Origin of the sequence: Bradyrhizobium sp. SZCCHNRI1009 (assembly GCF_032487575.1) — a bacterium.
Lineage (GTDB): Bacteria > Pseudomonadota > Alphaproteobacteria > Rhizobiales > Xanthobacteraceae > Bradyrhizobium.
On the sequence record NZ_JAUEUL010000002.1, the window covers coordinates 234,732 to 247,418 of the forward strand.

At 67.1% G+C, this 12,687-nt stretch carries 12 protein-coding genes; 10 read left to right on the forward strand and 2 right to left on the reverse strand.

Annotated elements, in window-relative coordinates; all coding sequences use genetic code 11:
• Nucleotides 1-3 precede the first annotated feature (3 nt).
• Nucleotides 4-1,917 carry a nitric oxide reductase activation protein NorD gene (locus QX010_RS04640; RefSeq protein WP_316177919.1) on the forward strand — a complete coding sequence of 638 codons (1,914 nt, stop codon included), beginning with the start codon at nucleotides 4-6 and terminating at the stop codon, nucleotides 1,915-1,917.
• 3 nt (nucleotides 1,918-1,920) lie between these two features.
• On the opposite strand, the gene QX010_RS04645 is transcribed toward QX010_RS04640, so the two are convergent.
• Nucleotides 1,921-2,355 carry a DUF2267 domain-containing protein gene (locus QX010_RS04645; RefSeq protein ID WP_315804432.1) on the reverse strand — a complete coding sequence of 145 codons (435 nt, stop codon included), beginning with the start codon at nucleotides 2,353-2,355 and terminating at the stop codon, nucleotides 1,921-1,923.
• Between the two features lie 1,277 nt (nucleotides 2,356-3,632).
• Here QX010_RS04645 and QX010_RS04650 point away from each other — a divergent pair.
• Both QX010_RS04650 and QX010_RS04655 read left to right on the forward strand, forming a co-directional pair.
• A complete protein-coding gene (locus QX010_RS04650; RefSeq protein WP_315804433.1) occupies nucleotides 3,633-3,875 on the forward strand; it encodes a hypothetical protein in 243 nt (80 codons plus the stop codon).
• A 303-nt stretch (nucleotides 3,876-4,178) separates the two neighbouring features.
• Nucleotides 4,179-4,976 (forward strand): creatininase family protein, encoded by a 798-nt coding sequence (locus tag QX010_RS04655; RefSeq protein WP_316177921.1) that lies wholly within the window; start codon nucleotides 4,179-4,181, stop codon nucleotides 4,974-4,976.
• A gap of 110 nt (nucleotides 4,977-5,086) precedes the next feature.
• Here the strand turns inward: QX010_RS04655 and QX010_RS04660 are convergent, their stop codons facing one another.
• Entirely contained in the window at nucleotides 5,087-6,022 is a 936-nt protein-coding gene (locus QX010_RS04660) for a LysR family transcriptional regulator (protein ID WP_316177923.1), read from the reverse strand.
• A 150-nt stretch (nucleotides 6,023-6,172) separates the two neighbouring features.
• Between QX010_RS04660 and QX010_RS04665 the strand changes: the two genes are divergently transcribed.
• The 7 genes from QX010_RS04665 to QX010_RS04695 are packed head-to-tail and all read left to right on the forward strand — an operon-like array spanning nucleotide 6,173 to nucleotide 12,686.
• Nucleotides 6,173-7,147, forward strand: a complete 975-nt coding sequence (locus QX010_RS04665) for an N-carbamoyl-D-amino-acid hydrolase (protein WP_316177925.1) — start codon at nucleotides 6,173-6,175, stop codon at nucleotides 7,145-7,147.
• Between the two features lie 26 nt (nucleotides 7,148-7,173).
• Nucleotides 7,174-7,995 carry an ABC transporter substrate-binding protein gene (locus QX010_RS04670; RefSeq protein ID WP_316177927.1) on the forward strand — a complete coding sequence of 274 codons (822 nt, stop codon included), beginning with the start codon at nucleotides 7,174-7,176 and terminating at the stop codon, nucleotides 7,993-7,995.
• A complete protein-coding gene (locus tag QX010_RS04675; protein ID WP_315804438.1) occupies nucleotides 7,992-8,849 on the forward strand; it encodes an amino acid ABC transporter permease in 858 nt (285 codons plus the stop codon). The genes QX010_RS04670 and QX010_RS04675 overlap by 4 nt, the downstream gene beginning before the upstream one ends.
• On the forward strand, nucleotides 8,846-9,613 hold the full coding sequence (locus QX010_RS04680) for an amino acid ABC transporter ATP-binding protein (RefSeq protein WP_316178444.1): 768 nt from the start codon (nucleotides 8,846-8,848) through the stop codon (nucleotides 9,611-9,613). Before QX010_RS04675 ends, QX010_RS04680 begins: the two co-directional genes overlap by 4 nt.
• A 4-nt stretch (nucleotides 9,614-9,617) precedes the next feature.
• The gene (locus QX010_RS04685; protein ID WP_316177929.1) at nucleotides 9,618-10,436 is read left to right on the forward strand and encodes an ABC transporter substrate-binding protein; all 819 of its coding nucleotides are present in this window, start codon (nucleotides 9,618-9,620) and stop codon (nucleotides 10,434-10,436) included.
• Nucleotides 10,423-11,316, forward strand: a complete 894-nt coding sequence (locus tag QX010_RS04690) for a polysaccharide deacetylase (protein WP_316177931.1) — start codon at nucleotides 10,423-10,425, stop codon at nucleotides 11,314-11,316. Before QX010_RS04685 ends, QX010_RS04690 begins: the two co-directional genes overlap by 14 nt.
• A complete protein-coding gene (locus tag QX010_RS04695) occupies nucleotides 11,313-12,686 on the forward strand; it encodes an amidohydrolase family protein (protein ID WP_316177933.1) in 1,374 nt (457 codons plus the stop codon). Before QX010_RS04690 ends, QX010_RS04695 begins: the two co-directional genes overlap by 4 nt.
• Nucleotide 12,687 lies beyond the last annotated feature (1 nt).

The window sequence follows — 12,687 nt, forward strand, 5'->3', positions numbered from 1 at the left end:
GCCATGCTCGACTTCCTCGAACTGGAGGAGACCGTCGGCCGTGCCTGGCATCGCATGGTCGGCACGACCTCGAGCTATCCGGTCCATCCGGACCAGGCCGTCGCCCTGAACGAGATCAGCGGCCGCATCGCCGTCATGTTCCGCGCGCTGGGCGGCGAGAGCGGCGTGCAGGTCGCCGGAGCCAAGGCGCGCAAATCGGGCCATCGGCTCGGCTGGCGCCAGCGCATTGGCCTCGGCGACGAATGCCTCGATCAGGCCGGGCGCGACGGCGCCACCGTGTTCCTGCCGGAGACCATCGCGCTGCTGCCGGATCGCGCGCTCAATGCGCAGCTCTATCACTGGCTCGCGGCGTGGTTCGCGACCATGGCAGTCGAGCGGATCGCGGAGCGCGATCCGCTGCGGCGTGATCTGCTGGCGCTGCGCCGGGCCTGTGAGACGACCTCGCTGGTGCTGGCGCGCTTCCCGGGGCTGGCGCGTCCGCATGCGCAACTCGCCGAAGCGCTGGCTGCGGCGCGGCCGCGGCGGCCGCTGCCTCGGCTCGAGCAGCAGGTCGAGCACATCGTCATGGCGCTGCTCGGCGCGGGCGCGCCGCCCAAAGGCGCGCTGTGGAATGCGGTCATCGCCGGCGGCCCCTTGCCGCAGGCCGCGCCGCCCGGCTATCGGCCGATGCTGCCGTGTCCGCTGTGGGGCGATTGCTGGGGTCGCGATGCCGTTGCCGCGGCGCGCGACGACGACGAGACGCAGACGCCCGCAGAGCAGGAGGGGGCACCCGACACCCGCAAGCGATTCGCGCGGCGCGAGCGCGACGACACGGCCAAGCGCGATCCATTCATTCTCAACCGCTTCGAGAAGATCCTCGCGATGGCGGAGATGGTCAATGTCGATCGTCCGTCCGACGATACCGACGATGACGACGCCCGCAAGGCCGCCGACGATCTCGACGAGCTTGCGATCGCCAGGCGCAAGGGGCGGCCGGCGAGCAAGCTGAAGTTCGACCTCGATCTGCCGCCCGAGGCGGTCGACACCGCGAGGCTCGACAGCGGCCGGCTGTATCCCGAATGGAATTATCGCAGCGGCGCCTATCTGCCGGATCATTGCCGCGTCGTGACCGGCGACGCCGCCGAAGCGGGCGAGGCGTGGGCTCCGGACGACGCGATGCGCCGGCGGATCCGCAGCGTCCGGCGCAGGTTCGAGACCTTGCGGCCGCGCCACGAGATCATGCGCGCGCAGGCCGACGGCCACGACCTCGACATCGACGCGCTGGTGCGCGCGCGCAGCGATCTCAATGCCGGCCATGGCGGCATCGACCGCGTGCACCTCGCGATGCGCCCGCTGGCGCATGATCTCGCGGTGACTCTCCTGGTCGACGTGTCCCTGTCGACCGATGCATGGATCGATGGCGTGCGCGTCCTCGACGTCGAGAAGGAGGCGCTGCTGGTGCTGGCGCATGGGCTGTCGGCCTGCGGCGACAGCCACAGCATTCTCACCTTCACCTCGCGGCGCAACTCGTGGGTCCGCCTGGAGACCGTGAAGGCATTCGGCGAGCCGATGAGCGGGCGGGTCGAGCGCCGCATCGGCGCGCTCAGGCCCGGCTACTACACGCGTATCGGCACGGCGGTGCGTCACGCCGCCGGCGAGCTCGCCGAGCGATCCGAGCGCAAGCGCCTGCTGCTGGTGCTGACCGACGGCAAGCCGAACGACGTCGATCACTATGAGGGACGGTTCGCGATCGAGGACACGCGCAAGGCGGTGCAGGAAGCGCGACGCGGCGGCGTCGCGGTGTTCGGCGTGACCATCGATGCGTCGGCGCAGTCGTATTTTCCAACCCTGTTCGGTCGCGGCGGCTACGCCATCGTCGGCAACATCCGGCGACTACCGGCCGCACTGCCGGCGCTGTACCGGCAGTTGGCGCACTGACGCTTACGTCGCCGGCTCGCGCAGATTGCGCAGCGACACGGGCAGGTGGGCCATCAGCTTGTCGAACTCGCCGGGATCGAGCTTCTCCCAGAGAATCTCGAAGATGCCGCGCGCCGCCGTGAGCGGATCGACCGGGAATTGCGGCGGCAGTTGGCGGAAGATGTCATCGACGAAATATTCGAGATGGCGGTCCTTGGTCGGGGTTGCCGCGTGGTGCCAGCCCTCGTAGTAGATCCCGCGAATGAGCATCGGCAACTGGACGCCGAAATTCACGGCGACGGCCAGGGGCATGCGGTCGCGCAGCACATGGAGCACGGCACGCAGTGCATTGTAGGCCTGCTGCCGGCTCGCCAGCGCGAGGCGCTGCTCGATGGCCTTCAGCCAGATGTTGGTTTCCTGGACGGTGTGATCCAGGGCGGTCACGCCGGTCTCGCTCATGTGGTTCTCCATGATGACAAGTGCACAGGACCGTTCGAGGGACGCCGAACGAGGTAACGGCAAGGCCTGATTCGCTTGAACGCCTTGTCAGTAGGTGGTGCGTCCGGGCCGGGCATGTTGACCTGCATCAAATCACGATGTCGTGGTCGGACCGTGAGGTAAATGGCGGGTCAACGGTCTGCCCAGCCGTTTACGATCCCTGGCTGCCGGAGCGGCACCGGCGGTCGGCAAGCCCATCCGTCATCTTACGGAGATCGTCGTGCCCCCGTGCACGGCACGCAACATTGGTCAGCAGTTCACTCTGACAAACAGCCATCGACAAACAGCCATCGACAAACAGAACGTCTACAAATCAGCACGTCGCGATCTCGCGGCGCGGATCGCGCCCGAGTCTTGCTTGACGGAACCCTCTTCAAGGGAGAGGGCGCAGGGAAGGCCGGGAGCTCTCCGCCCCCATGGCCCCCGTGCGGAAAGAATGCACGGGGCAGGAACCACAGGTTCGGCCGAGACATCCCGGCCTTCCCTGCGCGACGGTGTTACGGCTTATACGCACTCTCCCCGGTGAACGGGCTGTCTTGCCACCGTCACCCGCGCGAGGCTGAAACCTCGTCGCGAGCTTGACGCCAGCGTCGCGGCGCCAGGACCATGCGATTTCGCCGTCCGCACCGTGCCGTTCGTCCGCAGGCATGACACCCGCTGCGACACGTCGCGTCCATCGCATCCCGCACTCCACGTCTCGTGACGTTCGCGACACGCCCCTCTTCATGAGGCGGGATGCGCGGAAATGTGCAGGTGATTTGCCCGACGGCGCAAGCGCCAAACGTGCGACGAACTAACACGACGGGCAATTCGCGCATGGCGGCCATGCTGATTCGTTCGTTCGATGGTGGCGGGATTTTGCGTCTACCCGTGCTCAGTCGGAGAGCGCATCTCAAGTTGGCATCGAGCTGCTGCCTTGGGGGTGGTGCGAGGTGGGCGCTGCGGGCGCTGAGAGACGCGCGACCACAGCGCTCCTCGTTCGCGGTGGCGAGCATGATGCCGAGCCACCGGAACGTTCGCGTCGCAAGTCTGGAACTTGCGCGACTCGTTCGCGCTGAACATCCCGAGATCATCGCGGGCCGGCGCTGCGCCGTCAGGTTGAACCGTAGTTGTCCTGCTTGTGAAGAACACGTCTTCGCTTGCTCGTCGCGACAGACTCACCTTACATCGGAGTCGTCCGAGGCGGAGAGATCGCGCGCTCGGCACCCCTTCAACTCACGAATCGACGTCGGCTCGCAATGCTCAAGTCTGCCCAAGAGAAGTCTGTTCACAACAAGCCTGCTCAAGACAAATCCGGCAAAGACCTTCCGCTGACCGGCTATGCCGTCGTGGTCGATGGTCAGATCAAGACCGAATTCAAGACCAAGGATGGCGCACACAACGGCGCGCATGACCTCAAGCGCCGGTTTCCGATGTTGCAGATCAGGGTGTACGACGCGGAGACGAAGCAGACCCACGACATCGAATTGACGCGGGCGTGAGACTGGCCCGCCGCGCGAGCCGTGGTGTTGTGAGGACGCAGGGCCGTTGCACCTTGTCGAGGTCGAAATCGCTGTCGATGTTTGAGCGTATGGAGAGCATGCTCCTGATGTAGCCGAGGGTGCGGTCCGGGTTGCCGCGCCGTCACCCTTGTGGGAGAGGCCGCTGTATCGCGCAGTGGCGTGCAGGCCTGGCTGCACGCAGGCCACTGTCGGCCTGCGCGCAAGAGACGCCGAGATGGGCTGTTGCGGTCGCTGCGTGATCTGAGCCAATCTGCCTCATCTCCGACCACGCGAGCAGCCATCATGACCGAAACCGCCTGGAATAGACTTTCCGCCGCAGCGCTTCGCGCGCTCGCGGCCCGTGACGCGCTCGTGCTGTTGCCGGTGGCCTCGACCGAGCAGCACGGCCCGCATCTGCCGACGGGAGTCGACGACTTCCTGTGCAGCGAGGTCTGCCGCCGCACCGCGCTGGAGCTGGCTCCAGACCATCCCATCGTGGTCGCGCCGACTGTCTGGTGCGGGCTCGCCGACCATCACGTTCCATTCGGCGGCACCTTTACCCTCAGTCTCTCCACCTACCACGCTGTGCTCAGGGACCTTTGCCGCTCGATCCTGAATGCCGGCTTCCGCCGCATCGTGATCGTCAACGGCCATGGCGGCAACATCCAGGCGCTGGCCGCCCTCACCGGCGAACTGACGCGCGAGTTCAATGCCCCGATCGCGACCACGACCTATTTCATGGAAGGGCGGGAGACGATGGCCGAGGTCCTCGAGGATCAGGACGGTGTGATGCACGCCTGCGAAGCCGAGACGTCGATGATGATGGCGGCTCATCCGAGCCTCGTCGATGCGGCGAGGCTCGACGCGGCCTTCGGGCCGAGCTTCGACATCATGGGCTCGATGGTGCCGTCGCTGAAAATGTTCAGATCGTTCGCCGACATCACCACCTCCGGCGTCGCAGGCGATGCGCGCAAGGCATCTGCTGCAAAGGGCGAGAAGCTGCTCGTCGGCTGCGCGGCGGCGCTGGCGGCGCGATTGCGGGCGGGCGAGCCATGGTCCACAATGTCTCCTGCAACCATTCCGCCGCCAGCCGCAAGATGACGGAGGCGCAGAGCATCATCGCGAGAAGGCCGCCGCAGGCAGGCATTTCGGATGATGGACCGCAAACGATACGTCCACGGGTCTATTGGACGCGTCGTGCCGATCGGCAATCAGCCGCGTTCCGCGGAAGCGGCGAGACTCGGAGCCGCCGCGTCGAGGCCATCCGCGAGACTGCGGCTCGCGTTTCGCACCTCGCTGCGAAACGTCTTCGCCAGGTTCGACAGCGGCCGCGCCTCCGACCACAACACATAGGCCGAGACTTTGGTGCTCGGCGTGAACGGCCGTACCACGAGATCATGCCCGCCCTGGCGCGGCGAGAATGGATCGACCACGGCGACGCCGACGCCGGTCGAAGCCAGCACGCAGGCCGTGTTGCAGTAACGCACTTCGACCGTCGGCTGGAAGTCGGCGTCGGCTTGCCGGAAGCTCTCGCGCACGGCTTCGCCGAGGCGTGTGCCGCGTTCGAGGCCGATCAGCGGGAACCCGGCAAGGTCCCGCGCTGAAATCATGTCGCGTTCCGCAAGCGGATGCCGGGCCGGCATCACGCACACCATCTCGCCGGTGTGCACGACCTCGTGCGCGATACCGGGATGGTCAGACAGTCCGAGCGCGAAACCGAGCTCGGCGACGTTTCCGAGCACGCCCTCGATGATGCCCTCGTAGCGGCGCACGTCGAAGAACATCCGCGTCTGCGGCCGGCGCCGCAGGAAGCCTGACAAGGTCGGCGGGATGATGCTGTAGGCGAGCGGCGGCGTGGCGACGATCGACAGATGACCCGTCTTCTGCTCGCGCAGGTCACGCACGCGGCTTTCCAGCCGGGCATGCAAGGTGAAGATCGCCTCGCTCTCCTCATAGAGCGTCATCGCCTCGGGCGTCGGGAACAGCCGGTTGTTGACGCGCTCGAACAGCGTGAAGCCGGCCTGCGCCTCCATCGCCTTCAGCGCATTGCTGATCGCGGGCTGCGACAGCGCCAGCTCCTCGGCGGCGGCGACCGTGGTGTGGTGGCGGATGACCGCCCGCAGGATCTCCAGCTGGCGCAGGTTCATGTGAACGCCCTATAAGCCCAGGTTATGGTCTCGGCCAAAATATCATAGCGCGCGGCCGTGTGGGCAGATTGCAAATCCCGCGCCGCTTTCGCCAAATGATCCCTTCTTTCAGTGCGCGCATTCAGGCGGCGTTCCGCCTGATCGTTCGGCATGACGCACAGATTGGAGGCACTATTGAGCCGTATCTTCCGCGCCGCCGCGGCCCAGATGGGACCGACCCAGCGCGCCGACAGCCGGACGCACACGCTGTCCCGCATGATCGCGCTGCTGGATCAGGCCGCCAGCGAGGGCGCGAAGCTGGTGGTCTTCCCCGAACTCGCATTCACGACCTTCTTCCCGCGCTGGATCCTCGAAGGCGAGGCGCTCGACGGCCACTTCGAGCGTTCGATGCCGAATCCGTCCGTTGCCGCGCTGTTCGACCGGGCGCGGGCGCTTCGCGTCGGCTTCTATGTCGGCTATGCCGAGCTGACACCGGACGGACGCCGCTTCAACAGCTCCATCCTGGTCGATCCCGACGGTGAGATCATCAGCAAATATCGCAAGGTGCATCTGCCCGGCTCCGTCGAGCCGCGCCCGGGTGCCAAGTATCAGCAGCTGGAGAAGCGCTATTTCGGCTATGGCGATCTCGGCTTTCCGGCCGTGCGCGCCGGCCGCGAGTGGGGCGGCGCCATCATGGGCATGATGATCTGCAACGACCGGCGCTGGCCGGAATCGTGGCGCGTGCTCGGACTGCAGGGCGTCGAGCTGGTCTGCGTCGGTTACAATTCCGCGGCCTACGATCCGAACGGCGGCAACACCGAGGATGCCGCGCTGCGCACCTTCCATTCCACGCTGGTGGCGCAGGCCAACGCCTACATGAATGCGACGTGGGCGATCGCGGTCGCAAAGGCGGGCGACGAGGATGGCAGCGGGCTGATCGGCGGCTCCTGCATCGTCGATCCCAATGGCTGCATCGTGGCGCAGGCGAGGACGCTCGCTGACGAGGTCGTCGTCGCCGACATCGACCTCGATCTGTGCCGCCAGGGCAAGGAGAAGATGTTCAACTTCGCGGCCCATCGCCGGCCGGATCAGTACGGGCTCATCACCGAGCGCGCCGGCGTCGTCGAGCCGGTCGTGGTCGATTAGCCGTTCACATGGGGGAGTGTTGCAGGATGCGCCGTTCGTTGTTTGCAGGTCTCGTCATCCTCGCCTCGTTTGCTGCGGCGGGGGCGGCGGAGCTGCCCGCTGAGATCAAGCAGGCTGGCGTGCTCAAGCTCACGGTCAACTCGACCTACGCGCCGATGGAATATCACGACCCCGCCACCAACGAGCTGAAGGGTCTCGACATCGACCTCGCCAACGCGCTGGCGAAGCGCCTCGGCGTCAAGATCGTGTGGAGCGAGACGCCGTTCGCCGAGCTCATTCCGTCGCTGCAGACGAAGCGCGCCGACTTCATCATCTCCGGCATCTCGGATCGTGCGTCGCGGCGCGAGACCGCCGATTTCGTCGACTATCTCGTCACCGGTCCGCAGTTCTTCGTGCTGGCGGACAGCGATGCCAAGGCCGCGACCGATCTGTGCGGCCGGAAGATCGGCACCACGCGCTCGACCAGCTTCCCGCAGGAGATCGAGAAATGGAGCAAGGCCAGTTGCGAGGCCGCAGGGAAGCCCGCCGCGCAATATGCGCCGGGGGAGAACTCGATCGATGTCCGCAATCAGCTCAAGCAGGGCCGCATCGATGCTGCCGTGCAGGGCAGCGAGACTTTGCCCTATGCGCAGTCGCAGGAGGCCGGCAAGTATCGCATCGTCGGCGAGCCCATCGCCTTCGGCTACCAGGGCATCATGTTCCGCAAGGATGATGCCGCGCTGCGTGAAGTGGTGACCGAGCAGCTCAAGGCGATGATCGCCGACGGCAGCTACAAGGCCATCCTGGACACATGGGGGCTCGGGGCCAATGCGGTCCGCGAGCCCATGCTCAACGCGGCGCCGCAATGAGCCGCAGCGAGGCCCTGGCCGACGGCTTCCCGGATCTGTCCGGACACGGGATTGCGCGGCAGGCGCATTGGGGCCGCTGGCTCGCGGCCGCGGTCATCGTCGTCGTCCTCGTCGCGATCGGGCGGGCCTTCGCCAAGGGGCAGATCGAGTGGGTGTTCGTCGAACGCTTCCTGACGGCGCCGGTGATCCTGCGCGGCATCGTCAACACGATGGTCATGGCGGTCCTGGCGATGATGCTCGGAATCGCGCTCGGCGTCGTCGTTGCGATCATGCGGCTGTCGCCCAATCCGGTGCTGCGGTCGGTCGCCGCCGGCTACACCTGGCTGTTCCGCGGCACGCCGCTGATCCTCCAGTTGTTGTTGTGGTTCAATCTGGCGCTGGTGTTTCCAACCATCGGCATTCCCGGCCTGTGGAGCGCGCGCGCGGTCGATGTGATGACGCCGTTCCTGGCCGCGCTGCTCGGGCTCGGCATCAACCAGGGCGCCTACACGTCCGAGGTGATGCGCGCGGGCCTGCTGTCGGTCGATATCGGGCAATACGAGGCGGCGCAGGCGATCGGCATGGGACGATTGCAGGCGCTGCGCCGGATCATTCTGCCGCAGGCGATGCGCGTGGTGATCCCGCCGCTCGGCAACGAGTTCATCGGCCTGGTCAAGGCGACCTCGCTCGCCAGCGTGATCCAGTATCCGGAGGTGCTGCACTCGGCCGAGAACATCTACTACGCCAATTCGCGCGTCATCGAGCTCCTGATCGTCGCCGGCCTGTGGTATCTGCTCGTGGTCTCGATCCTCACGCCGCTGCAGATGCTGCTCGAACGCCGCTTTGCCCGCGGCATCGCGCGAGGCGGCCGCTGATGAGGCCGCTGGTCGCCATCCGCCAACTGAGCAAGCGCTTCGGTGAATTTCAGGCGCTGAAGCAGGTCTCGCTCGACGTCTTCGAGGGCGAGGTGGTTTGCCTGATCGGGCAATCCGGTTCCGGCAAGACCACCTTGCTCCGCTGCGTCAACCAGTTGACCACGGCCGACAGCGGCGGCATCTGGCTCGACGGCGCGCTGCTCGGCTTCCGCGAGCAGGACGGCCGGCTGCACCGGCTGTCGGAGCGCGAGATCGCGCGGCAGCGGCTCGCCTGCGGCATGGTGTTCCAGCGCTTCAACCTGTTTCCGCACATGACGGCGCTGGAGAACGTCATCGAGGGGCCGGTGCAGGTGCAGAGGCGCAGGCCGGCCGAGGCGAAGGACGAGGCGATGGCGCTGCTGCGCCGGGTCGGCCTCGCCGACAAGGCGGGCTCCTATCCGTCACAATTGTCGGGCGGCCAGCAGCAGCGCGTCGCGATTGCGCGGGCGCTTGCGATGAAGCCGCGGCTGGTGCTGTTCGACGAGCCGACCTCGGCGCTCGATCCGGAGCTGGTCGGCGAGGTGCTTGCCGTGATGAAGGAGCTCGCGACATCCGGCATGACCATGCTGGTGGTGACGCATGAGCTCGGCTTTGCGCGCGAGGTCGCCGACCGGGTGGTCTACATGGACCAGGGCGTGATCGTGGAGAGCGGCCCGGCCCGCGAGGTGCTGCGCGCGCCGCGCGAGGCGAGAACAAGAGCGTTTCTGGCAGCGGAAGTGGGGTGAGGTGATGGATTTGAAGTGGATCGTGTTGGCTGGACTCATGAGCGCCGCCGTGGCGGGCACGGCTCTCGCCGCCGAACTGCCGGCCGAGATCAAGCAGAACGGCCTGCGCATCGCGGTGGTGCCGAACTATCCGCCGATGGAGTTCAAGGATCCGGCCACATCGACCCTGACCGGCTTCGATGTCGAGCTCGGCGAGGCGCTGGCCAAGAAGCTCGGCGTCAAGGCTGTCTGGCAGGAGACGAGCTTCGACCAGTTGATGCCGGGCCTCGCCACGCAGCGTTTCGACATCATCCTGACCGGCATGACCGACTACAAGAGCCGGCAGGACACCGCGACCTTCATCGATTATCTGCGCAGCGGCCCGCGCTTCTTCGTGCAGGCGTCGCGCGCGGCCGAGCTCAAGGAGCCGACCGCGCTGTGCGGCAGGAAGGTCGGCGCCTCCAGGCGCACCAAGTTTCCGGACCAGATCGCGGCCTGGAGCGAGAAGAACTGCGGATCAAGCCCGATCCAGTTCGTCGGCACGGAAGGCTCGGCCGATGCGCGGACGCAATTGAAGCAGGGCCGCATCGACGCCGCCGTGCAGGGCAACGAGACCTTGCCCTACATCATGGACCTCGAGCCGAACGCCTACGCGCCGGTCGGCGAGATGATCGCGCTGCAATATACCGGACTCGCGACGCCGGTGAAGGCGGACGAGCTCCGTGGCGCGCTGCACGCTGCGCTGGAGGGCCTGATCGCCGACGGCAGCTACAAGGCGCTTCTGGCGAAGTGGAAGCTCAGCGACAACGGAATCGAGAAGGTGCTGATCAATGCTGGACAGTAAGGCGCTCGCGGGGATCCCGGTCGTTCCCGCCAACACTGCGCCGCCGGCGCCGGACTATCCGTGGCCTGCGCCGTACAGAGCGGCGATGTTCCTGTCGTTCGACATCGACGCCGAGAGCGCCTGGACGTCGAAGGATCCCGCGCATGCCGCGCGCCTGGTCACGATGAGCTTCGGCGGCTTCGAGGCGCGCGTCGGCACGCCGAAGCTGCTCGAGCTGCTCGCCGAGCTCGATCTCAAGGCGACGTTCTTCATCACGGGATGGGCGGTCGATGCGCATCCGGCGATGGCGGAGGCCGTGCTGAAGGCGGGCCACGAGATCGGCCATCACGGCTATCACCATCTGCTGCCCGATCCGGGCGATCCCTTCATCGTCGAGGAGATCGAGCGCGGCTTCGAGGCGATCCAGCGCCGGCTCGGCATCCGCCCGATCGGCTACCGCGCGCCGTTCGGCGAGTTCTGCGAGGAGCTGCGGATAGCGCTGGTGCACCAGGGAATCGTCTACACGTCGTCGTTCCGCGACGACGTCAGGCCCTATCGCCATTGCCCCGCCGACGGCAGGCCGGGCACGATCGAGATCCCGGTGACCGCGAGCTATGACGACTGGATGCACGGCCTGTCGGCGCGGTTCTCGCCGCGCTCGATCTTTCCGAAGGAGCACGTGCTGTCGATGTGGAAGGATGAGCTGGACGAAGTCCGCGACTGGGGCGCGATGGTGACGACCGTGCTGCATCCGCAGGTCTCGGGCCGGCCGATGCGCTTCCGCCTGCTGCGCGAGTTCCTGACCTACGCCAAATCGTGCCAGGACGTCTGGATCACGACCGGCGCCGAGATCGCCGCGAACTACCAGCGTCACGAGGCGGCGGAAGCGAAGAGCGCATGAGCACGACCGCGATCTTCGGCAGCTATGTGCTGACGCGCAGGGACGGCGCCCAGGACGTGCTGCGCGATCACTGGGTGCTGGTCGAGGGCAGGCGCATCGCGGCCGTGACGCGCGACAGGCCGGCGGCGGACGAGGTGTTCGATCGTCCGGGCCGATTCGTGCTGCCGGGCCTGTTGAACCTGCACAACCACGTCTTCAGCGAGGCGATCGCACGCACGCTGACCGAGGACGGCAACGGCCGCCGCAACAACAAGAGCATCGTCTACACGGTGCTGCTGCCGCTGTCCAAGCGCGGCGCGGAGATCCTCACCGCGGAGGAGCGCTTGGCGATCGGCCGCATGGGCGTGCTGCAGCTCCTGAAGGGCGGCGCGACCACGGTGATGGAGCCGTTCCGCAACGCCATCCCGGAGCTGTTCGATGCGGCATTCGAGATGGGCCTGCGCTTCTACGGCGCGCCCTATCTGTTCTCGACCTCGGACGCCAAGGCGGATGCCTCGGGCACCGTGCACTATGCCGGTGACGACGGCGAAGCCGACATGGCGACCTGGAACGCGCTGCATCAGCGCTGGCACGGCCAGGGCGACGGCCGCATCCGGCTCGCGATGAGCCCGCACGCGACGGATACCTGCGGGCCGGATCTCTTGCGCGCGGCCGCGAGCCGGGCGCGCGAGCTCGACGTTCCCATCACGACGCACATGGCGCAGAGCCCAGGCGAAGTCGCGACGATTGCGCAGCGCCATGGCGGCCGCACGCCGGCCGAATATCTCGACTGGCTCGGCCTGCTCGGTCCCGATCTGCTGGCCGCGCACTGCCATGCCTCGACCGATGCCGACCTCGCGCTGATGGCGGCGCGCGGCGCCGGCGTGCTGAACTGCCCGCGCGTGTTCGCGCGCGCCGGCGTCACCGCCGCCTTCGGCCGCTTCGCGGCGCACGGCGTGCGCACCGCCGTCGGTACCGACGGCTACAACATGGACCTGCTCGGCGAACTCAATGCGGCGTCGCTGATCTCGAAGGTCGCGCTGGGAAGCGCCGAGACGGCGAGCGCGCCGGAATTGATCGACGCCGTCACCACGACGGCCGCCGCCATGATCAAGCGCGACGATCTCGGCGTCCTCGCGGCGGGGGCGACCGCCGACCTCACCGTCGTCGACATGACGCATCCACATCTTCGGCCGCTACATGACCCGCGCCGCGGCCTGATCGCGCTCGCCAACCGCGCCAACATCGACCAGGTGATGATCGATGGCCGGCTGCTGATCCACGACGGCCGCTATCTCCACGGCGACGAGGCGGCCATCACCGCCGCGGGTACTGCTGCGATCGAGAGGATCTGGGCGCTGCCGGAGGCAGAGGCGGCATTCGCCGGCTGAA

Coding starts and splice junctions, on each gene's coding strand:
- QX010_RS04640 (WP_316177919.1), top strand. CDS start 4: ATGCTCGACTTCCTCGAACTGGAGGAGACCGTCGGCCGTGCCTGGCAT.
- QX010_RS04645 (WP_315804432.1), bottom strand. CDS start 2,355: ATGAGCGAGACCGGCGTGACCGCCCTGGATCACACCGTCCAGGAAACC.
- QX010_RS04650 (WP_315804433.1), top strand. CDS start 3,633: ATGCTCAAGTCTGCCCAAGAGAAGTCTGTTCACAACAAGCCTGCTCAA.
- QX010_RS04655 (WP_316177921.1), top strand. CDS start 4,179: ATGACCGAAACCGCCTGGAATAGACTTTCCGCCGCAGCGCTTCGCGCG.
- QX010_RS04660 (WP_316177923.1), bottom strand. CDS start 6,022: ATGAACCTGCGCCAGCTGGAGATCCTGCGGGCGGTCATCCGCCACCAC.
- QX010_RS04665 (WP_316177925.1), top strand. CDS start 6,173: ATGACGCACAGATTGGAGGCACTATTGAGCCGTATCTTCCGCGCCGCC.
- QX010_RS04670 (WP_316177927.1), top strand. CDS start 7,174: ATGCGCCGTTCGTTGTTTGCAGGTCTCGTCATCCTCGCCTCGTTTGCT.
- QX010_RS04675 (WP_315804438.1), top strand. CDS start 7,992: ATGAGCCGCAGCGAGGCCCTGGCCGACGGCTTCCCGGATCTGTCCGGA.
- QX010_RS04685 (WP_316177929.1), top strand. CDS start 9,618: ATGGATTTGAAGTGGATCGTGTTGGCTGGACTCATGAGCGCCGCCGTG.
- QX010_RS04690 (WP_316177931.1), top strand. CDS start 10,423: ATGCTGGACAGTAAGGCGCTCGCGGGGATCCCGGTCGTTCCCGCCAAC.
- QX010_RS04695 (WP_316177933.1), top strand. CDS start 11,313: ATGAGCACGACCGCGATCTTCGGCAGCTATGTGCTGACGCGCAGGGAC.